Origin of the sequence: Desulfosporosinus sp. (assembly GCF_014237355.1) — a bacterium.
In the GTDB taxonomy this organism is placed as follows: domain Bacteria; phylum Bacillota; class Desulfitobacteriia; order Desulfitobacteriales; family Desulfitobacteriaceae; genus Desulfosporosinus.
The window spans coordinates 138,738-164,048 of the sequence record NZ_JABZFS010000071.1 but is presented as its reverse complement, the minus strand read 5'-3'; the positions used below and the strand labels follow the sequence as shown (position 1 = coordinate 164,048).

Here is a 25,311-nt window from a genome sequence, read left to right as displayed (position 1 = left end):
CGAATTAGCATTCTTGCAGGACGGCGAGAACCATTCTTAAGACTATGCTTGTAATAGTTTTCTGACTCGTTCTCTTAACTCAAATAAATCAAAGGGCTTACCCATGTAATGGAGAATACCAAGTTCCTTGGCTTGTTCCATATTTTGAGCATCACCATAGGCAGTCATCATAATTACTCCAACTTGACTGTCTAAAGCACGAATTTGCCTTAGGGTTTCAATGCCGTTCATGCCCGGCATTTTCATATCCATCATTATAAGATCAGGCTTAAAGGATTCAAGTAATACGACGGCCTCCTCACCGTTCGCTGCCATTTCAACCTCATATTGGTCCTCCCGGAAGGTTTCAAAGAGTAGGCGACGCACACCAAGTTGGTCATCTACTACAAGTATTTTAGCCACTCCCCACATCCCTTTCCTTATCTAATCTAATTGTGAATATTCTTTACAAACCGGCGAAACTCCTTCTTCAAGAATTCGTTCTGCTAAAATTCCCCCATCTTGTTTATATTTCCTATGTATTCGGGGATTTGCCACTGTCCTACGTAAAGGAATTCTCACTTCATCCCCTAAAGCGCAGTCCTGCATTCCCACGTCAAGTACTGTAAGCTGCATACCAATCTTACCAGCCACTCGAACAGTCCGCCCCTTTAATTCTACTCGCTCTTGGCTCAGAAAAACACCAAATAAAGCTAAGAAATTTTTAATTATGATTTTCAGAAAGTCAAACCACCCTTGGGGAACAAAATGTGGGGCTATGCCTAATCCATCAGCATACCCCACAGGAATTACGGCTAGCTGAGTAACTGATTTCGTGCGGTAAATGCTTTGATACCCTACCTTCGTACCTTTGGCTACTTTGCGCAAATGAACAATCTTACTCTTAGCAATCCAGGGATCACTTAATGCCAATTTTCCGGTGAAACCAGGCCCCGGATAATGCCCAATTAATAATGTGCCGATGCGAACGAAATCAAGATGCCACTCAGGATAATCCAAAAAAGCCGCGCTATTACACACATGTTTCCACGCTGGCCGGATCCCTAGTTCTTCAAGACGAACAGTGAGTGATCGAAATTGCTTATATTGCTCTATCGAATATTGCTTGTCCCTTTGGGCTGCTCGCGCAAAATGGGTATACACCCCCATAATTTTAAGCTGGGGGGCGCTATTTAAACTTTTCGAGAGATCTTCTAACTCAGACAATCTAAACCCAGTTCTCCCCATGCCTGTCTCAAGCTTAAGATGTACTGAAACTTCTTTATGCAAATCTGAACAAACATCATTTAACTTGGCAATGAAGGATAATTCAGAGATCGTCAATTGTAATTGAGCCTCGATGGCTTTCGGCCATTCTTCCTCTGTGGAGGGCCCCAACACTAAAATTAACCCTCTAATCCCGTGTTTTCGCAGGACTAACCCTTCTTCGACCTTAGTAACCGCGAAGGCTTCACATCCAACTCGCTCTAAGGCAAGGGCAACTTGAACAGCACCTAAGCCATAGGCATCCGCTTTGACAACAGCCATACACCTTGATTCAGGATGGAGATGCTTAACAACTTCATGATAATTACTTATAAGGGAGTCTAGGTTTATTTCTATCCAGGTTCCAGCCATGGAGTTATCCCCTCCGCACTCGCCGTAGCTTTGTGATTAATCCCTTAATAACATTCGAATAAAGGGGTTCTAAATTGTTCCAAAGAAAATAGGTTACCGGACGATACACCAGGTCCCACTCTCCAATAAATTCTACATAATCTCCGTTGAATCCCTTCTTAAAGCGATAAAGCCCATATAGCGGATTATCTTCGCTTAAGTGTCCCGGGACTCCTCTAAAATCATAGAGCGTGCACCCTAGTGACTTGGCCCAACGAATCATTTCCCATTGAATTAAGTAGTTGGGCATAACATTTCGATGAGCGTTAGACGAAGCTCCATATATGTACCAAGCCTTATTTCCAATAACAAAAGCCAACGTACCAGATATGATATTCCCCTCATATTCGGCGATAAATAATTCTCCCAAACCAACGGGAACTAAGGAGTCATACAGGTCTTCAAAATAGGAATAGGCTCGCACTAAGAAACGGTCCCGTTCTGTTGTTTCCTTAAGGACTCGATAGAATTCCGGTAAATCTTCTCGAGTCCCTTTACGTATATGTACCCCTTTCTTTTGGGCAAGACGAATATTATACCGAGTTTTTTGTTGCATATTACTTAGGAGAATCTCTTCAGACGGCGAAATATCAAGTCGAAATACATACTTAGGTTGAACCCCTTCGAAACCCTTGCCACTTTCCGCCGACCTAAATCCTCTAGAGAGCAAATACTGCTCTAGTTCTTTTTCTGAAGATGGCAAATCAGGGTCGACCTTCAGAAAAATTGCTCCTCGTGCTTTTGCTAAGGTTCGAATCTCGGCAAGGATCAAATCAAATAACTCAAAATTTTCCCAATCAACTACCGGACCACGAGAAGCATAAAAGATGGGGATTCCCACAACTGGGATCTTCCGCTCAAGAATAGAGACAGCAGCCACAATTTCATTATTTTCTTCAACAACCAACCGCCAGGGGATCCATCCGGTCCGGCTTTTGATATCTCCCCACTCCCAAGACTGGAGTACATGCCCCTTTAAATGTCTAGCCAAAAAATCGTTAAAGCGTCTATGTTCACTTTTATCAATCCACCTTGCGATATAAGCCATCGTTCAGTCCCCTTCCTCTCAACATTCTTACCACGGTTCTGCAGCTCTAATCAGCAACCCGGTATTATACCCGTAAGAGCGATCCATGAATTGCCTCTACTCATTGCCTTAGTACACAGGAAGAGTTCGTGCCAGACCTTAATCCAAGGTTCAGCAGAACTCTTCATTTGGGATTCGAAGCATAAAGCGCGAGGTTCGAATCTCAACCTCGCGCTTCGTAACCCCTAATCTTAACTCTATCACACATTAATTTAAACTTTAAGCATCATCGCGCCTTCGCCTTGCTATAGCGTCGCTCGTATAAACTCTCTAAACAATGGATGAGCCCGATTCGGGCGGGACTTGAATTCCGGATGGAACTGGGAGGCCACAAACCATGGATGATCCAAGTATTCAGAGATTTCTACTAACCGTCCATCCAGTGATGTTCCAGAGAACCTTAATCCTACCTTCTCTAACTCTTCACGGAACTGGTTATTAACCTCATATCGATGACGATGGCGTTCGTAAACAACTTGATCCTGATAAGCTTGATAAGCTTTACTGCCTTCTACCAACTTCGCAGGAGAAATACCTAAGCGCATGGTACCGCCCTTATCCTCAATGTCTTTTTGCTCTGGGAGAATATCGATAACAGGATAGGGTGTATCCGCATCAAATTCTGTGCTATTAGCCCGTTCCATACCACAGAGATTGCGGGCGATTTCTATAATGGCTGTTTGCATTCCCAGACAAATACCTAAGAAAGGAATTTTCTGTTCTCTAGCATAACGGATCGCATCGATTTTACCCTCAATGCCCCGGTTACCAAATCCACCCGGAACTAGGATCCCATCAACACCTTCTAGATACTTTTCGACAGATTCATTCTCGATGTTTTCGGAATCAATCCAACGAATTTTTATTTTGGCCCCGTGTTCCGTACCCGCTGACCTTAAAGCTTCTGCTACACTAAGGTATGCATCAGGGAGTTCTACGTATTTTCCTACAATTGCGATCTCAATCTCCCGGGTCGGGGATTTGATTCTTTCAACCATAGTTTTCCACTCTGTCATATCAGCCGGAGGAGCTTCCAGTCCTGCGCAACGCAGAACAATATCGTCAAACCCTTCTGCTTGGAGAGTTAAAGGAACTTCATAGATCGTCGAGGCATCTATGCACTCAACAACTGCTTCTAAATCTACGTCACAAAGCAACGCTAGCTTTTCCTTCATTTCTTTGGAAAGGGATTTCTCCGTTCGACAAACAATAATCGATGGCTGAATACCGATTCCCCGTAATTCTTTAACAGAGTGCTGGGTTGGCTTAGTTTTCAACTCTCCGGACATTGCCAAATAAGGAACCAGTGTAACATGAATGTAAATGACATTTTCTCGTCCAATGTCATTTTTCATTTGACGAATTGCTTCGAGGAAGGGTAGGGACTCTATATCTCCAACGGTCCCTCCAATCTCGGTAATCACAAAATCCGGATGACTTTCCCGCGCAACGCGATATACCCGTTCTTTGATCTCATTGGTAATATGAGGGATGACTTGAACAGTCCCTCCTAGGTAGTCTCCTTTACGTTCCTTCCGGATGACAGACCAGTAAACCTTACCAGTTGTAACATTGCTATTTTTAGAAACCGGTACGTCAATAAAGCGCTCATAATGGCCTAAATCCAGATCTGTCTCTGCCCCGTCATCCGTTACAAACACTTCACCATGTTGATACGGGCTCATTGTTCCGGGGTCGATATTAATATAGGGATCAAACTTTTGTATTGCCACCTTAAAACCCCTATTTTTTAAGAGACAACCTAGGGATGCAGCCGCGATTCCTTTTCCCAGGGAAGATACCACTCCGCCCGTTACGAAGATAAATTTTGTCATGCGCTTTACCATTTCCTTTCAAGACCTTTTAAAGAAAACTTGGCTGGCGCCCGAAGACACTGTCTTCGAACGTGTCAGCCTTCTTGCAGCCTCTGGCGAGGCGGCAGCCTTAGTTGCACTTATGCTTAGAAAGTATATAACACAAATTTATACTTTCTGACAGTATAAGAAAAACGCTACGCGTCTTTTTACTATACATGTCTTTCTGAGGCGTAGCCGAAGAATCTTGACTTCTGCACTATTCCACACAAGTTAAGATCCTTCACTGCGCTCAGGATGAAGTGAAAGAGGACCCTAAAGTTATACTTTCAGTAAAATGTAACCTAGATGCACTTCCCTACTATTTAGAAGTCAATTATCCTTTAGGATATCTTCTGCGACAAAACACATAAATAAAGCTAGTCCGAGATCGCACTAGCTTTATTTTACCAGTCAAATAGACTATATATTACTTTAGTCTATTTTAGCTACACTTCTAAAGGATGTCAAGACAAGGAATGCTTTTAGAAGCATTGGATAATTACCACTTTTCTCCCCGTCGCCCTTCATCCGCCTCGTCAAATATTTCATCCGTTTCTGAAACATCTTCATCTAAAGAATCGTCCTCAAGTTCTTCCGGCTCTGATTTGTCATCTTCATCCGGGGATTCTTTGTTTATCAAGGCAACTGCCGGGGACCGACGAGGAGTTTTCGCAGGATCCCAAACCTTCAGACCCCATTCACCCTTGCCCAGAAATGTAAACCTCGTGTCTAGATTAATCTGAGTCAGTGCCGCCGCAATCCGTATGGCTTCCTGAGAAATACCTAAACGTCGAAGTACTTCTTCAATTAAATTTTGATAATGCATTGGATTACCTTGAGCTTTTAGAATCTCAAAGGCTATGTCCGCTTCTGTCGGCTTGTTTTTTTTACTTAAAGAGTGGGTCAAAAAACTCCACCGCCCTTCGTCATTTTGAATATCACTATATTCGGCCCACCCCTAAATATTTCCTGCTTGTTGCAAGTTTAAACTTGTAAATTTTACATTCTTTCAGGAGCGGATACGCCTAAAATACCTAAAACGTTTCCGACAATTTGTTTCACCGCTCGCACTAAGCTCAAACGAGCCCTGCGTAATCCCTCATCATCAACAAGCACCCGTTGGCTATTATAGAAGGTATGGAAGAGACCCGCCAAGTCAAGTACATAACGTGCTAAGCGGTGAGGTTCCATAAGTCGTGCGGCCACAATGATCTCGCTCGGCAAATCCGCCATCTTCTTGAGCAAATCTCGCTCTTCCGTACTATCTAGGCGAATTAGGTCCTTTTCTTGCGGTGGTGTTCCAAGGTCGCCAAGTTCCTCAGCCTGCCTTAGAATGCTGCATAAACGCGCATGCGCATACTGTACATAGTAAACTGGATTTTCAGATGACTGAGACTTTGCTAAATCCATATCAAATTCCACCGTAGAATCTGGATCCCTCAAGTTAAAAAAGAACCTTGCCGCGTCTTTGCCCACTTCTTCCATCAATTCGCGTAATGTGATGTACTGACCAGAACGTTTGGACATTTTTACGATTTCACCGTTTTGTATAAGACGAACGAGTTGCATTAAGATAATTTGAAGGTTATCTGAGTCATACCCTAAGGCTGACATTGCACCTTTCATGCGAGCCACATGTCCGTGATGATCTGCTCCCCAAATATTAATGACTCGATTAAATCCCCGATCAAATTTATTGCGATGGTAGGCAATATCAGCAGCAAAATAAGTCGGAGATCCATTGCTCCTAATTACCACTTCATCTTTTTCATCTCCAAATTGAGTCGACTTAAGCCAGTGAGCGCCTTCCTTTTCATAAATGTATCCTTTTTTCTCAAGGTCCTCCATTGTTGAGCGAACGGCCCCCGAATCATGTAGGGATTGTTCGTTAAACCACACATCGTATTCCACTCCAAAATCCTGAAGTGTTTCTCGGATATTTCGCATCTTTTCATCCAACGCGTATCTGACCAGAAATTCTCTTCTTAACCCTGGTTCGACCGAAAGGTACTTGTCCCCTACTTTAGTAATAAGACCTTTTACTGTATCAATCAAGTCCTCACCATGATATCCTCCTTCCGGGAAGGGGACATCTTGGCCTAGTTGTTGCAAATACCTTGCTTCTAGGGACAAGCCAAAATTATGTATCTGGTTCCCTGCATCATTAATATAAAATTCTCGGGTAACTTCATAGCCCGCCGTCGATAATAAGGAAGCCAAACTGTCGCCCAATGCGGCACCCCGGGCATTACCCATATGCAGCAGTCCCGTAGGGTTAGCACTTACGAACTCGACTTGAATCTTTTGGCCTTTTCCGATATCCACATGCCCGTAACGTTCACCGGCTTTCAATACTTCGTCAATAACCCCTGTAAGCCATAGGGGATTTAGACGAAAGTTAATAAAACCAGCTCCAGCAATCTCAGAGGATTCGATCCATGTCCCATCTGTTTCCATATGTTTGATGAGCGCAGTGGCTATCTCCCGGGGAGGTCGCTTTGCTTGTTTAGTCAACACCATAGCCAGATTGGTTGCCAAATCTCCACGTTGCCTTTCTCTTGGTTCTTCCAAAACAAAACTCGGCAATTCCTCAAAGCTTAATTCCCCTACCGCTTTTGCCTTATTCGCAGCTTCGATCAACTGGTTTGTTATCTTTGTCTTTATATTCTCGTAGAGACTCATTGGGGGATATCCTCCTTTACGTTTAGCAGCAAAACATTATTACTCACTAATTTATCATCGACAAAAAGGTCATATTCTAGACTAATACGTCCCCCATGGACTGTCAAGTCATACTCTACTCGGTGAGGCATAACGCTTATCCAAATGTTACCGTAGCAGGTGGAGTAAATACTGCGGTTAAGAACGCCCATTTTAAACTCCTGTGCTAGTTCTACAGCGCCTTTGCGATTCAAGGCAACTGTATCTTCTTTCATCGTCAGAAGCGTCGTCACTTCTCCAAGGTCTGTAGCTTCACGTCCATTTTCTTTATAAAATACGTAAAATACCTCGTTTCGTTCATAAATCTTTCCCACAGTAAGTACTTCCTGCTTATCCTCATGCCCTTCAGGATACTTCTGTTTGCCGATTATTTGAATGGTCACATTTTTCTTCAATTGACTGCTCCTTTCTGCGGAGTCAGTTTCTTAGCCCGTTCGCACATCCTCCGCCGGTAAGTGTCCTTTTGGGATCGCGGCTTCGGCGATACTCTATCCTCCGCCGTAGGGTATTTCTCTGGGTATCGCGGCTTCGGCGATACTCTCCACCGGAGACTATCGTACCGGAGACTATCGTGATCCATCGCTATTCGCTTGACGCGATTCCTCTCACATGCTCTCTCAGCTAAGAAACTTCCTCTAGCTTTTATAAATGAATATAATAAATGAACTTATAAGTGCATATGTGCCTATTCTAGTTAATTTAGTAAAATCCTTTTTAAATGAATAAATTCAGACCATATTCAAGAGCGAGAGGGAAAATTCCCCTCTCGCTTATCTTTTAAACCACTGAATTACTTAAGGTACTCTCCCTGTGGGGTTTTAATAATTCGTTGGATCTTTTCTTCAGCACCTGTTGCCGCATTTAAGTATACCAGATATTCTTCCCCCTGATATCGACCACGGAATTCATAACAATAAACCTCTCGATTTCCGGCCTTAACAATGACTGCTAATCGACTTTCTAGAACTTGAAAACCTGAGCGCAGCTTGCGTACAGCTTGATCCATTGATATTTTTGCCGGGAAGGTCCGTGAGTGATGAAACGCGTAATATGGTACTGAATCTAATCCGATCAGCTGACCGTTGTCTAAAGCGATCATCAATCGTACTTTGTCTGGGTAAATCCTTACCCCATCTTTTTCTACAACTGCATCAAACTGAACATATGAGCCGAACTCTTCACTTGAGGTTATCACCAACTGCCAACCTAAGGATTTTAAGACCCCTTTAGCTTTTACTGAGGCTTCTTCTATACTCAGTGTCTTAGGTTCCATTCCCCGTTGATCACGGTAAAGAGTGATAACACCGCCTTGACGGCTCACTTCCAAATAAGCTTCTTTGAACTTCCATATATAGCCACCAAGTTCACCTTGAGACTCCCCTCCAAATTCTGGATTTGCATTAGAGTAGCCCACTTTATTTAAGAAGTTTCGAGCCCTTTCTAAGGACTGGTCTCGTGTTACATTCCCTTTGGGAAGACCTAAGGGCTTTGCAACAACACGTGTAGCGTACTCTCCAGAGTAGGAAAATGGCGGAAGCTTTTGCAAACTGGCATCCAACTGGTCTAGTCCAGAACGAACCGATTTCGAAGGGGCTTCTGACCCATCTGCTGCTGCTTCAGCAACCTGGGTTCCTAAGCCTAGCCGTTCCCTAATGGTTGGGTCAGGGTCTGTCCAAACTAACTGCTCGGTATCCATTCTAACTATTAATTCCTGAACCTTCTGGTTAACCGGCATAAGACGTTCATGCATATCTCTAAGAGTCTTTTCCTCTTCCGCAGAAATCGTTCCTCCGCCAGCAATTCGCTGGGCTAAAGTCCGTGCAAAATCACCAGACTGTGTTAAAAATTGGCCGACATAACTAAGTCCTGTTTGTTGTGCCGGGATTTGTGCAAAATCCTTAAGAGCCGCATCGCTATTACTTGAGACTTGGCTTAAGTAGAGAATTTTTTGGGCGGGGTTATTAGCCACATTCCCTTTGGCCATGTCTGTCTCCAATTGATCGAGATGGCTAGCAAAATCATTGATTGCCCTACGATTATTGTTTTCTGCTAACAGACGATATTCCCCTGCAACACGGTATTCGTTCCATCCCCAGCCCAGAGCGATTAAAAAGGCTAATGCCAAAGCGCCAATCCAAAATTTTCTGTGCATACTTACCCCCTACTTCGTAAACATATGATTTCCGATTTGCTTAATCTGTGGGCGTGACCAAATATATTTGTTTGATGTCTTCGCGGGATTAAAAAAGAAGACTGCTCCACCAGAGGGGTCTGAACCATTTATTGCTTCTTGGGCAGCACGAATTGAGGACGCTGAAGGAGGTAGATTAATTTGCCCATCATCAACACTTGAAAAGGCTCTCGGTTGATAGACAATATCTGCAACAGTTTTGGGGAATGCCGGATCAGCAATCCGGTTTAGGATAACTGCAGCTACAGCAACTTGCCCAATGTAGGGTTCTCCCCTTGCCTCTGCATTCACAGCGCGAGCTAGTAGGTTTTTGTCGATATTTTTATAACCAACAGCCTTTCCTGAAGCATTTGTACTCTGCCCTGTAAGACGTTTTAGCTCTTTGATGGTTTGTGTTCCGGCCAACCCATCTACTCTAAGCCCGTGTTCCTTTTGAAAGCGTCGAATCGCCGCCTCAGTTTTTGATCCGAACTTTCCATCGACAGGGCCTAAGACATAACCCAACTGGACCAGTCTTTTCTGTAACTCAGTTACTTCAGGCCCCTTACTCCCTCTGCCTAGCAAACGGTCTCCTAATGCTGCATAAGCAAATCCAGACAGAGCTATGCTGAGTAATAATCCGATGGCGATAACAGTCGCCCAAGGTCTAGCGTGTACTTTCATACCCTCACCTCACTTTGTTTAATCGTCTTTAGTGTGGCAAAAGTTTTAAGAAATTATCCAACATTCCCTAATAAGTCCAGAAAAAAATAAAAAGGCCACAGAGTTCTACAAACCCCATGGCGATTACTTAGTCACCCCAGACAAAAACGGATAAGCATATTTAACAAATATGCTTATCCGCAAAACTATCCTTTAGTGGCGTGGACCTCTGAAAGGACTCATGGCTCTTGGTTTTCCTAGAATCTCTGCCCAAACAACTCCTCGAACAAGTTCTTTTTCTGTCATAGCCAATTTGAACTTGTTATCTTCTTGCGCTGCTCCAGCAATCCTCTGACTGAAATCTCCTTCGGAGTCACGATATTCTTCTACCTCATCCATTTTGCGGTAGGTATTAACTTCGTTAACCCCTAGATTTACTTCCGTCCCTTGAGCCCCTTCCTTCTGCAGGTAATCTTCCGTAAAACCCCTCTGAGGAATTGACTTTAAGGGTTCCGCCTCTTCTGCCTGTCTCGAACTATTCAATGCCTGTTGAATTTGTTCACGCCATGAGCCTTGGGGAGTTTCCTGCAAAGTCTCTCTGATTGATCGGAGATCCGGTAAATTAAGTGGGTCAGAGAATCTTCTCGGTGCTTGTTGCTTACCCTTCTTAATAAGGGATATCCCCAACTGGTAAATAACCCAAATGATAATTACAACTGTGAAGACAGACATGATCTCACCTACTTCTTCGTTTGGCCATCACTGCCTGATTCTTTTTTACCCGTCTGGGCAATGTTTTCCCTCATTTGGGTGTCCGAGATAATATTTTGCATATTGTAATAATCCATAACACCCAGTTTACCCTCACGTAAGGCTTCAGCCATAGCTCTTGGAACTTCTGCTTCCGCTTCAACAACCTTTGCCCGCATCTGTTCAACCGAGGCTCTCATTTCCTGCTCTTTAGCAACGGCCATGGCTCGTCGCTCTTCTGCCTTAGCTTGAGCAATGCGCTTATCTGCTTCAGCTTGGTCCATCTGTAGCTCTGCCCCGATGTTTTTCCCAACTTCTACGTCGGCTATGTCGATGGATAAAATTTCAAAGGCAGTCCCCGCATCTAATCCTTTGTCTAACACTGTACGAGAAATGGAATCTGGTTTCTCTAACACGTCTTTATGTGATGTAGAAGAACCGATACTAGTTACAATTCCTTCTCCAACCCGGGCAATAATTGTTTCTTCTCCAGCACCACCGACAAGTCGATCGATATTAGCCCGAACTGTTACCTTAGCGCTTACTTTTAGCTCAATTCCGTTTTGTGCCACAGCAGAAACCGTGGGGGTTTCAATAACCTTTGGATTAACCGACATTTGAACTGCTTCAAGGACATCTCGACCTGCTAGATCGATAGCCGCAGCGCGTTCAAACTGAAGCGGAATTGCCGCACGTTCCGCAGCAATTAAGGCATTGACAACTCTATCAACATTTCCCCCCGCTAAATAGTGGGCTTCAAGTTGATTTGTTGTAATTGACAAACCAGCTTTATGCGCTTTAATCAGCGGATTTACAATTTTCGATGGAACCACTCGACGTAATCTCATACCAACTAACGTAAAGATCCCAACATTAACCCCTGCTGCCAAGGCTGATATCCATAGACCTACAGGAATAAAGGTAAGAAGCACACTTAAGAATACAAAACCAAAGAAAAATAGAGCAAGCGTTACAAATAATGGATTCATTGAACTACTCGGTTAAGACCGAGCTTCACCTCCTAATATTTTTTTCTCCGATGACTACCAGCCGTAAGACTCCCATCTTCTATAAGTGGGTGATAACGGCTGCTACGTCCCTGGATAAGTTCTTCTAAGCTTCAGTTGGAGTAAGAATTCCTCTTAGGCAAATTCCATCTGAAGCTAAGAATCACTTGATTCCCTAACGATAATCCGGGTTCCCTCAACCCCAATAATTTTGATTGGGGTCCCGATTCCAATAAACCCTCCTTCCGTAACCACATCTAAATGTACGCCATCGAAATTACCTGTTCCGGCTGGGCGTAATTGAGTAAGAGAAATTCCTACCTGCCCCAAATATTTCTCATATTGAGGTTTAGGTGCTACATATCCTTCCTTAGAGGTTTGCCGAGTGCTTAGAGAGAACTTCTTCCATAGCCTTCGGGTCCTGGGCAAACGAAAACTCAAATAAATGATAATACTCAAAACAATAAGCGACCCGGCAGTGTAAATCAGCCCCTCTAACAATGAATCTGTTACTAAAAAGATTCCGGTCACTAAGGAAGCCATCCCTAGAATTCCACTCACTCCAAAGCCGGGGATGACGAACACTTCAATGGCCAACAGAGCAATTCCTGTCAGAATTAACATGATGATAATACCCTGCGACACTACCCTCTCCTCCTTCCTTAAGCTGTATGACTTACTTTTATAGTTTACTTCTAAGTCTCTAGACGGTTTAGAAACCGCTTAGCAACCTGTTTATATAAATTGGCTTTTGCCAATAAATTAAGAATAACGAGGGTACTGGCAACCTTTTCCCGATCCTCTTCGACCATCTCATCGTCAATAAGCGTTTCTTCAATTTCCTTTTCAAGCTCTTGAAGGGATTTCTCCCAATTCATCTGAGACTCATCGAAGATTTGACTATAATAACGATAAAGCTTAGCAGGATCAATTCGGTCATCTGATGTGTCCAAAAAACTTTCGTTGACATACCCTAACAAATGCGAAACCTCTTCTAGAGATAGGATATCGCGCAAATCATTAATGAGAAGGATATTGGCTACTTGTTCATGGCTATATTTTTTTTTCTGGGGATGAGGCAAATACTTACGTCGAACCCAATTCTGTACGTGGGTGGGATTGATATCGTTCTGACTAACCTGTTTTGCCACTTCAATTACCTGGGCGAGCATCATAGAATCTAACTCTAAATAAGGAAGCACTTTTTGCTTAGGTTCAAATTCGTTTATTACATTGCGAATCATTTGTAAATGCTTCAAACTCATAATTACACCTGCTTAAGTTAATGTGAATATATTTTTGGATAGTTATTTTATTGTTTCTATTGTTTACTCTAAGGCATATAACCATGTATGTAATATTTATAATCATATTATATGATCATTATGATCACTTGTCAAGATCTTGTTCGAAACTTTTACAGTTATCACACCAATAAAAACTAAGAGGGTGGCAGGGTCTAGGATCTCCTGTCAAAAACCCTTCCCCTATCACCCTATTTAATAATTAAACTTTTAGAATTTCAGGCAGGTACTTACTTCTTTCTTGTAGAACAAAGATTGAATGAACCTAAACAGTTGGGAGTTGGTAAAGTGTTTTATGAAGGGAAAATTTTTCGCCCCCCGAGTGAGGCTAAAAGCATTATCTTACAAATCACTGTAGGATGCCGGCACAACGCTTGTACTTTCTGCACCATGTATAAAGATAAATCCTTTCGGATTAAATCCCGCACTGAAATTCATGAAATAATTGCTATAGCACAAGCTCAGGACTCGGATGCTGAACGAATCTTTTTAGCAGATGGAGATGCCATCGCAGTTGATAACTCTTTGTTAATTGAGATTCTTGATCAACTTTATAAAAAGTTTCCCCGTCTTAAACGCGTAGGAATTTATGGAGGACCCAAAGATATTCTTGCCAAGAGCCCAGAAGAGTTAGCTGAGCTAAAGACCCATGGGCTGACAATTGTTTATCTGGGAGTTGAAAGTGGCAATGAAGGAATTTTAAGCTCCGTTTGTAAAGGCGTCAGTGCCCTGGAAATGATAGAAGCTGGACAAAAGGTCAAGTCCAGCGGCTTGACTCTATCTTGCACTGTTATTATCGGCCTCGGAGGAAAAGCCCATTCACACGAGCATGCTACTGATACTGCCCAAGTTATCAGTAAGATAGACCCCGAATACTTAGGGGCTCTAACCTTAATGTTAGAACCTGAAGCTCCTTTGACTAAGGCTATTAAAAATGGGTCGTTTCAGATTCTTACCCCTTTCGAATCCTTAAGTGAACTTCGAACTCTTCTCAGCGAACTTAAGGTATCAAACTGTGTTTTTCGGAGCAACCATGCCTCTAATTACTTACCCTTAAGGGCCACTCTTCCTCAAGATCGAAATGCACTTTTGCAGACTCTAGATAGCGTGATAGATAATCAAACCCTGGAGCGGCTTCGCCCAGATTATTGGAGAGGACTCTAGCAACACTTTAAAACAAAACCAGGGGTAAGCGGTTAAAGGCTATGCTAACCAAGCCTTCTTGCACGAACTAATTGAAGCATACCCGCCACTGCACGTTCAGTAGAACGGCCGGGTAAGGCACCAGCTGCTTTACTTCGCATTGTCTCAATCTCCTCAGGATTTCTTAAAAAGTGGTTAATAAGCTGACTTAATTCCGCTTCAGTGTGAGCGACAATTCCGGCACCTAAATTATGCACAAAATGCGCATTCTCCTCTTCTTGACCGGGTATCGGCTTGTAGATAAGTAGAGGCAAGTTCTTTGTAAGGGCCTCAGAGACTGTTAAGCCTCCTGCTTTCGTGATTATTAAATCGGAAACCGTCATCAATTCCTCAACATTATGAACATACTTTAACCTAATCATTGGGTTACGAGCCTGAGTAATTACAGCTTTTAAGGAATGATATAATTTTTGATTTTTTCCACACACGATAATTGACTGGACTGGCACTGTAGAATCTGCAAGTTTCTTGCAGATTCTATTTGCGCTTTTTAAAACTCCGTATGATCCCCCCATTACTAAATAGGTAGGTAAATCAGCCTTCAGGCCAAGTTTAGAAAGAATATAATCACGATTTAGGACTTTTTCAAATTTCAAGCTCACCGGTATCCCTGTCACATCAATACGGGTCCTCTCGATTCCCCAAGCCAATAAGCTATTCTTAACCTCTGTACAAGCTACAATATAACGATCAACATTCGGATGAACCCAATGACTATGGACCGTATAATCCGTGATTATCGTAATCACAGGAACCTGCAGAACCTTTTCCTGTCTTAATTGAGCTAACACTGAAGAAACCGTGGGATATGTACAGACGATAAAATCAGGCTTAAGGTCTTGAATATAACTAAGAAATTTAGTGCTTCCTAATTTATTTAAAAAACGTTGACTGATGGATTGAGGCTGAACCATGGATGTTTTATAATAAAATCTCCCCCAGAGTTTTGGGATATGATTTATAATTTCTCCATAAACATTTCTAATTATGGAGTTAATCGGTTTATTTAAGAAATCTCCAAAATCAAGGTGGATAATTTCTGCAGATGGTTCCTGAATACGTATCTCTTCTATAACAGCTTCTGCCGCCCGCAAATGTCCGTTTCCAAACGATGCGGAGAATACCAGAACCTTTAAATGTTTCAAAGCTGTTTTTACCTCCCTCTCAAAACAACCTCAAAACTTTGCCGGACAATAGACAAGCTTTCAAGGTTATAACTTCTATTATAGGGATATCTTTCTTAAAAGAAAAGAAGATAATAACTACATACAACATATAACTCCCATAAATTAACTATTTAGATCCGTTGAACCTAGATCTTCGATGAAGAGCCCAACATTGATACTATCTATCACGTTCGGAGGAGCAGAAAAATGTCTCAAAAAACAAACGCAGCGCGTATTCTAGATAAGGCTAGAATACCCTATGAATTAAAGAATTACCCTGTTGATGAATCAGATTTGTCTGCTGTAACCGTTGCTCAAAAATTTGGCTTAGCCATTGAACAAGTGTATAAAACATTAGTTGCCCGTGGCGACAAAACAGGGGTAATTGTCGCTTGTATCCAAGGAGACCATGAACTTCATCTTAAAGGATTGGCTTCACTTAGTGGAAATAAAAAAGTAGAGATTGTCTCCCTTAAGGAAGTTCAACCCCTAACAGGTTATATTCGGGGTGGTGTTTCCCCCATTGGCATGAAGAAAAGTTATCCAGTCTTCTTCGACCAAGCCATAATGAATCAAGAAAAGGTCGCTGTAAGCGCTGGTTTACGAGGGCTTCAGCTCTTCTTAAGCCCCAAGGATTTAATTTCGGTAACCAGGGCACAGCTAGGCAACATTTCTACAAGCTCAGAGGGTTGACAGCGCAGGGGCAAGCACAAACTCTTCGGGGTGGCGCCAAGCCTTTAGTACAAAAAAGGGGCGCCTTCAGGCACCCCAAAATAATCTTTATATTACTCTACGAGCTCCAACATAAACAGATTTCCAGTAAGGTCCGATGGAATAAATGGTAACTCCTTTAGAGGACGACGCATTAATAAATTGTCCCCCGCCGAGATAGATACCATCATGATCTACTACCCCATTTCCATTAAACGAGAAAAATACTAAATCTCCTGGTTGTAGATTTTCAAAGGAAACTGGGGTTCCTACAGTATATTGATCACGTGAGATCCTTGGCAAGGTGATTCCATTCTGCTGAAATACATAAGCAACAAATCCTGAGCAATCAAAACCTGTTTGTGGTGTAGATCCTCCCCATTGATATCTAACACCCAGATATTGTTTTGCAGTGTTCAAAATGTCTGAAATCCTCTTCTGGGACTGATTTTGTAAGTAAACTGCATTGAGGGACTTAACTGTCATAGGACCAACAAGACCATCCACAGCCAGACCATAGGCTTTTTGATAATTCATTACTCCCTGTTTAGTCATATTGCCAAAAATCCCATCAGCTTTTCCAACGCTATAGCCTAAAGTATTAAGCTTTGTCTGTAACTCTACAACATCTGCTCCTCTAGATCCTACCTTGAGTAGAACATCACCCAGGGATGCCTGGGCAGTAGTAGGCAACGAAAGCATGAGGCAAATTAAAAAAAGTACAAGGAACAATTTGTTTTTCATTCTTTTCCTCCTCCAAAATGAAATTTAACCCGTCTCAATTAGATCTTTCTTAGTAGAAATCAACTACCTCTATTATCAATAAGCATGGGACAGGCGTCTATTCTAAAAATGTAACAACTAAGCTATTTTTTTCCACTAATGGTTATAGGTAATTTTATCTCTTTAAATAAGTGAAATGGGGAAATTACATTGAAACCGGCTATTTTCTATTCAAATTAACCATACTTTAGCATGCTTTTCCCAACTATAGATATCTCCATAATTGGCTTGGCTCAATAGATATTCCCTTTGCACCATAACAATTATAAATAGTCAACTCTTTTTAGCCCCTACGTAAGTTAAGCGCTTATTTGGGCAAAATAAGCGAAACTTTATAAGGAGGACGACGGATTTGACATTTCAGTTTCCAGACTATAAGCAACCTAACTTTGACCAAGAACCTTTTCTATCTTCACCAGATGCTCAGGTTATTGTCGTTAAAAAACCAGGAGTCGCACCAGAGCATTATCATGCCCTCTCCATCTATCCAGAGTACTTCAAAATCAATGGAGATTGGATTCTAGCCACTGAAAGCCGGATGGATGGTGTACCCGTACTAAGAACAGACGGGTCCGTCCATGTTGTTGAATTTAGAAATCTGAACGTTGGAGATAAAGTAATAGTCGGTCGAAGGGAAGACGGTCATGAGGGGATCTATGTATATGCTGATGGCTTTCGATCAAATGACACAAATAAGGATTTATTTGCTTTTCGCTCCGGCCGTTCCAGGGAAACAGCCTATTCTATGGACTATAATGACCTCTATGAACTCCTAAAGTATGAAAAGGATCATGGCTATATCGTCTGGGTCTTGGGTCCAGCGGTTGTCTTTGATTATGATTCTAGGCAAGCCCTCTCCACTTTAATCTCGAAGGGTTATGCTCACGCAATCCTTGCAGGAAATGCCATGGCAACCCATGACCTAGAAGCTGCTCTGTTTGGAACCGCTCTGGGCCAAAATACTTATAATCAGCAATCTCCACCAAATGCTCACTATCACCATCTAGACTTAATAAATAAAGCCAGGGAAGCGGGTTCCCTAAAGGGACTTATCGAGAAGGAAGCTATTGACGAAGGTGTTGTGTATTCTGCCATTACAAATAATGTGCCTTTGGTGCTTGCTGGCTCGATTCGTGACGATGGACCATTGCCACCTGTTATTGCTGATGTCTATCATGCCCAAGATGAAATGCGCAAGCACACTCGTCAAGCCACTACCCTCATATGTCTTGCTACCCAGCTACATACCATTGCCTCAGGAAATATGACGCCAGCTTACACTCAAAAAAACGGTGAGATTCGCCCCGTTTATATTTACTGTGTCGACATAGCCGAATTTGCTGTTAATAAACTTAGAGACAGAGGCTCCTTAGAGGTAACCACTTTGGTAACAAATGTTCAAGATTTTGTCGTTCACTTAAGAAATAATTTAGTGCAAACCATGCAGGATTCTTGAGATTTAATATTGAGTTACGTTAAGAATGTCGACCTTTATACATTAGAAACGACAATCAGAGTAGAAGACGGGAATAGCCCCGGCCTCTACTCTGATTTAGTATTTAAAAGAGTATTGATAATAGTTTGATCCAACAATCTAATTAATGAGTTAATTCTTCCCTTTTATTGGACCAACTCATTTTGGTAATTGAAAGGAACTTTTCAAAGATACAATTCTGTTAAAAATGAGTTTTTTCTGTTTGGTGCTTAAGGGATCTACATTAAAGTAGCCATGTCTAAAGAATTGGAATTTGTCCTGAGGCTTTGAACTTTCAATATTTGGTTCCACAAAACCTTGAACGATCTCAAAGGACTTAGGATTAATGTGGTCTAAAAATGAGGTCTCATCCTCTTCATCTTGATCTAAAATCAAAGGTTCGTATAATCTAAATTCCGCAGGTACAGCTTGCGATGCATCTACCCAGTGAATTGTCCCTTTGACCTTTCTTCCCGTAAAACCTGATCCACTCTTGGTCTCTGGGTCATAGGTACAGTGCAACTCGATGACCTTGCCGCTCTCATCCTTGACGATACTATTGCATTTAATAAAATACGCGTTTTTTAAACGAACTTCATTCCCTGGGAAAAGCCTATGATACTTAGGAGGTGGATTCTCCATAAAATCGTCTTGCTCAATATAAATCTCGCGCGAAAAGGGAATTTGCCGATTCCCCATTTCCGGATTCTCCGGGTTATTTTCAGCCTCTAACATCTCTACTTGATCTTCTGGGTAATTAGTAATAAGGACCTTAAGCGGATCAAGAACGGCCATAGTCCTTGGTGCCTTAAGCTTTAAGTCTTCTCTAATAAAATGCTCCAGCATCTTGCTGTCGACAACACTATCCGCTTTAGCCACCCCGATTTCACGAGCGAAATTACGAATCGCCTCTGCAGTATAACCTCTGCGTCGAAGTCCCGAAATGGTAGGCATTCGAGGATCATCCCAACCATCCACGACTTTCTCGTCGACCAGTTGCTTTAGCTTGCGCTTACTCATAACCATATTTGTAATATTTAAACGGGCAAATTCATATTGATGGGGTACATTCTCCATTTCACACTCTCGAATGACCCAATCATACAAGGGACGATGATCTTCAAATTCCAACGTACAAATGGAATGCGTAACACCTTCAATAGCATCTTCTAACGGATGAGCAAAATCATACATGGGGTAGATACACCATTTGTCTCCTGTATTATGATGGGTGGCATGTGCAATCCTGTAAAGAACAGGGTCCCTCATATTAATGTTTGGTGAAGCCATGTCTATCTTGGCACGTAAGACCTTTTGCCCATCTTTGAATTCCCCTTGACGCATACGTTCAAATAACGCTAAGTTTTCTTCAACAGACCGATCCCGGTAAGGGCTTTTTTGTCCTACCTCTGTGAGTGATCCACGCATCCGACGAATTTCCTCGGCTGTAGAATCACAAACGTAGGCCTTGCCCTTTTTAATCAGCAAAACTGCCCGTTCGTACATTTCCTCAAAATAATCCGAGGCAAAAAACAAATTATCCCATTCATATCCAAGCCAAGATACATCTTCCTTAATTGATTCTACATATTCCGTATCCTCTTTCACTGGATTGGTATCATCAAAGCGCAGATGGGTCTTACCCTTAAATTCATCCGCTAATTCAAAATTCAAAATGATGGACTTTGCATGCCCAATATGTAAATAGCCGTTAGGTTCCGGTGGGAAACGTGTGATAATATGATCCACCTTACCTAATTTTAAATCCTCGTTAACAATATTCTTAAGAAAATTCGAGGAGGATTTGTTTTCCATCCGTTATCAACCTTTCTCACTAGATAATCCTGATTTTGCCATTTTTACCCCTACCCTCAATAATACTGCATTCATGGCGAGAGTTCAACTTTACCTTCTAAACTTTTAAGAAATATGATTAATCTTCCTATTATCTTAAAAACCATAGGACCCTCTTCTTTTATAACGAAAGGATAGATGGCTTACTTCAATCGGGCCTGTAAAGGGTTCAAAGGCAGCTACACTTCGATACGCTGCTTTCAGGCATAAAAATAATTAGTTTCCTAATAATAGCAACTTAAATACTTATAAAGCCTGTAACTTTAGTCTGATAAAATTAAACTAAGTTACAGGCTTGATCTTATATATCCTTAACTGATGTCTTTTATTGAGACTTGATTTCCGTAAGCACTAATGAAACATCCGTGGTTTTGTTATCACGGTAATATGTTACAGTAACCGTATCTCCCGGCTTATGTTTCAATAACTGATGGGTTAATTCCAAAGAACTCTTGATTGCTATGCCATTAATCTTTGTCAAAACATCCCCGGCCCGGATTCCCGCCTTTTCAGCCGGCCCGCCGGGAGTGACTTTGGAAACATAAGCTCCTTCCGGCCATCCTCGTTGACTAGCATATTCAGCTGTATATCTAGGATCAATTTGGACATTAAGCCCAGGATGACTGGCATACCCTTTTTCTATTAACTGTTTAATGGTGGGTAAGGCATCCGTAATAGGAATAGCAAAACCCATACCTTCAAATCCTGGTTCTTGATTTTTTGCGGAATTTATCCCGATCACTTGCCCTTGGTAATTTACAAGTGGCCCCCCGCTGTTTCCAGGATTGATAGCAGCATCAGTTTGAATGAGGTTAAAACTTGCTTCGCCGGGAATATTCAAAATACGATTGGTTGCAGAAACAACACCCGTAGTCACAGAGCGAGCAAATTCTTGTCCTCCAGGGTTCCCAATGGCTACCACCGGTTCACCGACTTGTATTTTTGAAGAATCCCCCAGCTGTGTAGCTACTAGGTCCTTTGTATCTGTAATTCGAACCACTGCTAAGTCCGTACGTTCATCTCCGCCGACAAGTCTTGCATCAAGATTACGGCCATCGGCCAGACTTACAATGAGTTTTTCTGCACCAGCAATCACATGATTATTGGTGACAATGTAGCCATTTTTAGCATCAATGATAAAACCCGAGCCGCTACCTACTTCAGTAAAACTACTTCCTCCGAAAAAGGCCCCTCGTGATTGAAAATTAGCAATCCCGACAACGGCTGGCCCAGTAGTTTTTGCAATCTGAGGGACTGGGAAATTAGCTCCGTCTGTTTGAATCGATGGGGTGGTTGGTCCTTCATTTAAAATGACTTGGTTGGTGGGTGTCACCTGCTTATTCCCGTACACCGATGGAACCAATGCCACGGCAATAATTCCACCTAGAACTGCACTGATTAAAGCAATTACAAGGGTAGAAAAAAAGCCACGCCCTCTGCTAGAATAATTATGATCCTTATAGTAGTCCATAACTAAACCTCCTCAGCCTATTATTCCATTAACATCATCAATTCATGCGGGGAATGACGCGGAGCGACAGCAACATGAACATCAGCGTACTCTTTAGCCCTCTTTGAGTTTCTAAGAATACCAAGAACCGTAGACAAAGCGATTTCCGGAGTATTATTTTCTTTACTTAGATGGGCTAATATGACACGTTGCGTATTTTCTTTAATCCATTCGATAAGCCCTTCTGCCAACTGCTTATTTTCTAAATGACCATATTTCCCGCTGATTCGCCGTTTTAGATAGGCGGGATAAGGCCCATTCTGTAATCGGTCTTTATCATAATTGGCCTCTACGACAAGGGCATCGCACCCCTGCAGATGTCGGTGCATTTCTTCAGTTATCATGCCACTGTCAGTGGCAATCCCGATTGCTAAGTCTCTTCTATCCTTTTGCCTGGGACGTGAAACCTTTAGTCCGTAGCTTTCTCGACTATCATGAGATGTAGGATAGAGCAAAACATTAAGGCCTGCACAAGAAAAAGACTCTTGAACTTCTATGCGCTGATTTTCTGCAAGCTTTCCCAGGGAAGGACCCATTGCCTTCCAGAGCCCCGCCGTAGCGTAAATTGGTATTTTTAACTTCCTGGCTAGTATTCCCACTCCACGAATGTGATCTACATGTTCATGGGTAACTACAATCCCTTCAATTTCCGAGTCCAACAGGTTGACCTGGGAAAGGTTATGCAATAGACTCTTACCACTAATTCCACAATCTACAAGTAAGTGTCGGTTATCTTCCCCAACAAGAATTGCGTTGCCGGAACTTCCACTCGCCAAGGTTGTAAAATGCAATTATTTTCCCTCCCTTCTAAACAGCAATGAACTCAAAACACCTAACGTTACTCGCCATTTTTCAAATTAGGGTTTGACACACCATCTGTCGTTTTAGCTTGGAGTTGGCTTTGAGCCATATTAATCATCGCTTGGATTTCCTCTTTTTCTTGATCATTCCGTGCCAGAGGCAGAGCCTTCTGCCACTGATTAAGAGCTCCAGCCCAATCTTGCTTTGCTTGAGAAAGGAAAATACCGTAGTTGAACAGGGCATTTATGAAATCAGGCTTAAGGACTATGGCCTCATTATAGCTCTTTTCTGCTAAATCGTAGTCTCCACTATAAAAAGCAGATGTCGCCATATCCACCATAATATTTGGATCGTTATTTGTTTTCAAAACCTGTTGGTATACCTCAACAGCTTTTTTAAAGTTTTCTTGCATCTCGTTAGGCGCTACTACTTGAGCATTTATTGCAGCATCATAGTATTCATTTCCGAGCGCCGTTTGTAATTGAACATTATCAGGGTCTGCTTTAGCTTGCTGAACCATGGCGTCTATTCGCGCCTTTTGGTCTTGGTATTCTGCTTCAGCGTTGGCCGTATTATAAGCTCCCGGGTTAGCCGAAGGTGTATCCCCCCCCATAAAGTAACCGATAAATGCCGAACCAACCATAGCAACACTAACAAAAACAGCAAGTACACCCGCAAAAATACGTTGCGATTTTTTATTCAAACAGTTCTCCCCCTTGACCATTTAATCCCAAATAACATTGTACCATGTCTTTTCTACCCGTCAAACCTAAAATCTTAAAGTGTGTCAAAAGGACCGTCCCCCTGACACGCCCAGGACATAAGTTCTTTGATTTTTACGTAAAGTGCTACTTCCAAACGCTTTTTTTGAAGCTCACATCCTAATGTGTAAACCTCTGTCAGGTTCTGGGTAAAGGAAACGTTGGCAGCATGACATCCTCCACTACAGGCAAAGCGTGCCCAACACTCTCGGCATGACGGCTTCGCGTAGACATGGGCGGAACGAAAGTCCTTTACTAGTTCTTCCTTTAATTGAAGTGGGGTTTCATCGTAGAGTGACCCAAGCTTATAGGTCTCCTGACCAACAAACTGGTGACAGGGATATAGATCTCCCTCGGGTGAAATTGCCACATACTCGTGACCAGCCCCACATCCTGAAAGTCGTTTCACCATGCAGGGGCCTTGATCTAAAGCAACATTGAAATGGAAGAAATTAAAATCTCGTCCTTGCCCACGGCGTAATATCAACTCCTCGCCGAGGCGATCATAGGCTTCGCGTATTTTATCGAGATCTCCCTCTTGAAAGGCATAAGCATCCTTAGGTCCCGCTACAACAGGTTCCACGGATATTTGTTTGATTCCTAAATCCGCCATGTGCAAAACATCCTGGTCAAAATCCAAATTAAAATGTGTATAGGTCCCCCGCACATAGTAATAGGTTCCTAGAGCATAAGGCGAGCTTTCCGGTCGTTGGGTAGCAAACTGTTTAATCAACGGAGTAACTTTGGCATAACTTCCTCGACCATCTGCATAAGGTCTCATTCGATCATGTACTTCCGGGCGGCCATCCAAGCTCAAAACCACGCTTATATCTTCTTGTTCAAGAAATTCTTGGATTTTATCATTCAGTAATACCCCATTGGTGGTCAGTGTGAATTTGATGGTTTTACCTCGCTCTGCCCCGGCCTTCCTACCGTATTCAACCAAATCCTTAACCAATCTAAAATTAAGCAGGGGTTCTCCTCCAAAGAAATCGACTTCACAATGATTTCTATGTCCAGATGATTCTAAAACAAAGTCGATCCCCTTTTTACCTGTCTCTAAATCCATCATTGTTCTACTTCCCCCAAAAGCACCTGTTCCTGCAAAGCAATACTCGCAGCGCAGATTGCAGTCGTGAGCAACATGAAGGCATATCGCCTTAACAATAGGCTTTGCTGGATAAGTCGGCTGAATACCTTCCGTCTCCGCCGTAAAAAGTGTTCCTTCTTTACGGAGTTCCTCCAGCTCTTCTAGAATTTCAGTGAGTTCTTCTCCCAGTTCTGTTTTGCCTGTTTGCCTGAGAACCTGGGTAATTCCGGCTATGCTAATACTCCCTGACAACTCTTGCAATTCTTCAATTGCCTTAAGGACATTATAGGTCCCCTCATCGAGGACATGTAAGGATCCGGAGTTAACATCATGGGCAATCGATAGATCCCCTTGACGATAACTATGGACATTTTTCTTTAAGGGATATTTCTCAAAATACAATAAATCTAACATTCACAATCCAGATCCTCTCTTTTTCTAAGTAAACAGAAACAGAACCCGCCCCGCTATGAGGGGTGGGTTCTGAGATCCTATGTTGAATTAAGCCAGCGGCCTTATTTAACACACACTTGATTTCCAACCGTGCAAGACGTCTTACAAGCAGATTGACAAGAGGTCTGGCACTTGCCACACCCACCAGTTTTCACAGTAGCACTTAAATTTGCTTTCACAATTGTCTGAATGTGTTTTGCCATCCAAACACCCTCCTCTCGAAACTATCCGTATCTAATTTACTCATCGATTATATCATATAGGCAAGAGGAAAGGCAAAGCCCAACCTTC

Annotated in this window: 24 protein-coding genes; 3 read left to right on the top strand and 21 right to left on the bottom strand. The window is 42.4% G+C overall.

Going from position 1 to position 25,311, the window contains the following annotated elements; genetic code table 11:
- Nucleotides 1-42: 42 nt before the first annotated feature.
- From HGJ98_RS16100 to HGJ98_RS16040, 13 genes are all read right to left on the bottom strand, one after another.
- The gene (locus HGJ98_RS16100; protein ID WP_291352631.1) at nt 43-411 is read right to left on the bottom strand and encodes a response regulator; all 369 of its coding nucleotides are present in this window, start codon (nt 409-411) and stop codon (nt 43-45) included.
- A gap of 12 nt (nt 412-423) precedes the next feature.
- A complete protein-coding gene (gene alr / locus HGJ98_RS16095; RefSeq protein WP_291352629.1) occupies nt 424-1,617 on the bottom strand; it encodes an alanine racemase in 1,194 nt (397 codons plus the stop codon).
- 4 nt (nt 1,618-1,621) lie between these two features.
- Nucleotides 1,622-2,704, bottom strand: coding sequence for a peptidoglycan bridge formation glycyltransferase FemA/FemB family protein (locus tag HGJ98_RS16090; RefSeq protein WP_291352627.1), 1,083 nt, complete (start codon nt 2,702-2,704; stop codon nt 1,622-1,624).
- A gap of 284 nt (nt 2,705-2,988) precedes the next feature.
- Nucleotides 2,989-4,578 carry a CTP synthase gene (locus HGJ98_RS16085; RefSeq protein WP_291352625.1) on the bottom strand — a complete coding sequence of 530 codons (1,590 nt, stop codon included), beginning with the start codon at nt 4,576-4,578 and terminating at the stop codon, nt 2,989-2,991.
- 520 nt (nt 4,579-5,098) lie between these two features.
- Nucleotides 5,099-5,506, bottom strand: coding sequence for a DNA-directed RNA polymerase subunit delta (rpoE, locus tag HGJ98_RS16080; protein ID WP_291352623.1), 408 nt, complete (start codon nt 5,504-5,506; stop codon nt 5,099-5,101).
- A gap of 92 nt (nt 5,507-5,598) precedes the next feature.
- Nucleotides 5,599-7,281 carry an arginine--tRNA ligase gene (argS, locus tag HGJ98_RS16075; protein ID WP_291352622.1) on the bottom strand — a complete coding sequence of 561 codons (1,683 nt, stop codon included), beginning with the start codon at nt 7,279-7,281 and terminating at the stop codon, nt 5,599-5,601.
- Nucleotides 7,278-7,715 (bottom strand): DUF1934 domain-containing protein, encoded by a 438-nt coding sequence (locus HGJ98_RS16070; RefSeq protein WP_291352620.1) that lies wholly within the window; start codon nt 7,713-7,715, stop codon nt 7,278-7,280. The genes argS and HGJ98_RS16070 overlap by 4 nt, the downstream gene beginning before the upstream one ends.
- 395 nt (nt 7,716-8,110) lie before the next feature.
- Nucleotides 8,111-9,472: a PepSY1/2 domain-containing protein gene (locus HGJ98_RS16065; RefSeq protein WP_291352618.1), complete on the bottom strand. Its 1,362-nt coding sequence runs from the start codon at nt 9,470-9,472 to the stop codon at nt 8,111-8,113.
- 9 nt (nt 9,473-9,481) lie between these two features.
- Entirely contained in the window at nt 9,482-10,174 is a 693-nt protein-coding gene (gene sleB, locus HGJ98_RS16060; protein ID WP_291352616.1) for a spore cortex-lytic enzyme, read from the bottom strand.
- Nucleotides 10,175-10,366: 192 nt separating this feature from the next.
- Nucleotides 10,367-10,885 carry a hypothetical protein gene (locus tag HGJ98_RS16055; protein ID WP_291352614.1) on the bottom strand — a complete coding sequence of 173 codons (519 nt, stop codon included), beginning with the start codon at nt 10,883-10,885 and terminating at the stop codon, nt 10,367-10,369.
- Between the two features lie 8 nt (nt 10,886-10,893).
- The gene (floA, locus tag HGJ98_RS16050; RefSeq protein ID WP_291352612.1) at nt 10,894-11,892 is read right to left on the bottom strand and encodes a flotillin-like protein FloA; all 999 of its coding nucleotides are present in this window, start codon (nt 11,890-11,892) and stop codon (nt 10,894-10,896) included.
- 174 nt (nt 11,893-12,066) lie between these two features.
- Nucleotides 12,067-12,555 (bottom strand): NfeD family protein, encoded by a 489-nt coding sequence (locus HGJ98_RS16045; protein ID WP_291352610.1) that lies wholly within the window; start codon nt 12,553-12,555, stop codon nt 12,067-12,069.
- A gap of 50 nt (nt 12,556-12,605) precedes the next feature.
- A complete protein-coding gene (locus HGJ98_RS16040) occupies nt 12,606-13,175 on the bottom strand; it encodes a DUF1836 domain-containing protein (RefSeq protein ID WP_291352608.1) in 570 nt (189 codons plus the stop codon).
- A 327-nt stretch (nt 13,176-13,502) separates the two neighbouring features.
- Between HGJ98_RS16040 and HGJ98_RS16035 the strand changes: the two genes are divergently transcribed.
- Nucleotides 13,503-14,378 (top strand): radical SAM protein, encoded by an 876-nt coding sequence (locus HGJ98_RS16035; RefSeq protein WP_291352692.1) that lies wholly within the window; start codon nt 13,503-13,505, stop codon nt 14,376-14,378.
- Between the two features lie 44 nt (nt 14,379-14,422).
- Here the strand turns inward: HGJ98_RS16035 and HGJ98_RS16030 are convergent, their stop codons facing one another.
- Nucleotides 14,423-15,562, bottom strand: coding sequence for a glycosyltransferase (locus tag HGJ98_RS16030; protein ID WP_291352606.1), 1,140 nt, complete (start codon nt 15,560-15,562; stop codon nt 14,423-14,425).
- A 228-nt stretch (nt 15,563-15,790) separates the two neighbouring features.
- Between HGJ98_RS16030 and ybaK the strand changes: the two genes are divergently transcribed.
- A complete protein-coding gene (gene ybaK, locus HGJ98_RS16025) occupies nt 15,791-16,276 on the top strand; it encodes a Cys-tRNA(Pro) deacylase (RefSeq protein ID WP_291352604.1) in 486 nt (161 codons plus the stop codon).
- A gap of 87 nt (nt 16,277-16,363) precedes the next feature.
- Here ybaK and HGJ98_RS16020 read toward each other — a convergent pair whose 3' ends face one another.
- The gene (locus HGJ98_RS16020) at nt 16,364-17,038 is read right to left on the bottom strand and encodes an NlpC/P60 family protein (protein ID WP_291352602.1); all 675 of its coding nucleotides are present in this window, start codon (nt 17,036-17,038) and stop codon (nt 16,364-16,366) included.
- A gap of 391 nt (nt 17,039-17,429) precedes the next feature.
- Here HGJ98_RS16020 and HGJ98_RS16015 point away from each other — a divergent pair, with 391 nt between their 5' ends.
- Nucleotides 17,430-18,533, top strand: coding sequence for a hypothetical protein (locus tag HGJ98_RS16015; RefSeq protein ID WP_291352600.1), 1,104 nt, complete (start codon nt 17,430-17,432; stop codon nt 18,531-18,533).
- A gap of 177 nt (nt 18,534-18,710) precedes the next feature.
- On the opposite strand, the gene HGJ98_RS16010 is transcribed toward HGJ98_RS16015, so the two are convergent.
- The 6 genes from HGJ98_RS16010 to scfA all read right to left on the bottom strand — a co-directional run bounded on the left by HGJ98_RS16010 (nt 18,711) and on the right by scfA (nt 25,223).
- A complete protein-coding gene (locus HGJ98_RS16010; RefSeq protein ID WP_291352598.1) occupies nt 18,711-20,366 on the bottom strand; it encodes a glutamine--tRNA ligase/YqeY domain fusion protein in 1,656 nt (551 codons plus the stop codon).
- Nucleotides 20,367-20,730: 364 nt separating this feature from the next.
- Nucleotides 20,731-21,876 carry a trypsin-like peptidase domain-containing protein gene (locus HGJ98_RS16005; RefSeq protein WP_291352596.1) on the bottom strand — a complete coding sequence of 382 codons (1,146 nt, stop codon included), beginning with the start codon at nt 21,874-21,876 and terminating at the stop codon, nt 20,731-20,733.
- Between the two features lie 20 nt (nt 21,877-21,896).
- A complete protein-coding gene (locus tag HGJ98_RS16000; protein ID WP_291352594.1) occupies nt 21,897-22,706 on the bottom strand; it encodes an MBL fold metallo-hydrolase in 810 nt (269 codons plus the stop codon).
- A 47-nt stretch (nt 22,707-22,753) separates the two neighbouring features.
- Nucleotides 22,754-23,419 (bottom strand): hypothetical protein, encoded by a 666-nt coding sequence (locus HGJ98_RS15995; RefSeq protein ID WP_291352592.1) that lies wholly within the window; start codon nt 23,417-23,419, stop codon nt 22,754-22,756.
- Nucleotides 23,420-23,493: 74 nt separating this feature from the next.
- Nucleotides 23,494-24,981: a thioether cross-link-forming SCIFF peptide maturase gene (gene scfB / locus HGJ98_RS15990; RefSeq protein WP_291352590.1), complete on the bottom strand. Its 1,488-nt coding sequence runs from the start codon at nt 24,979-24,981 to the stop codon at nt 23,494-23,496.
- Between the two features lie 101 nt (nt 24,982-25,082).
- Nucleotides 25,083-25,223, bottom strand: a complete 141-nt coding sequence (scfA, locus tag HGJ98_RS15985; RefSeq protein WP_007787631.1) for a six-cysteine ranthipeptide SCIFF — start codon at nt 25,221-25,223, stop codon at nt 25,083-25,085.
- Between the last annotated feature and the right edge of the window lie 88 nt (nt 25,224-25,311).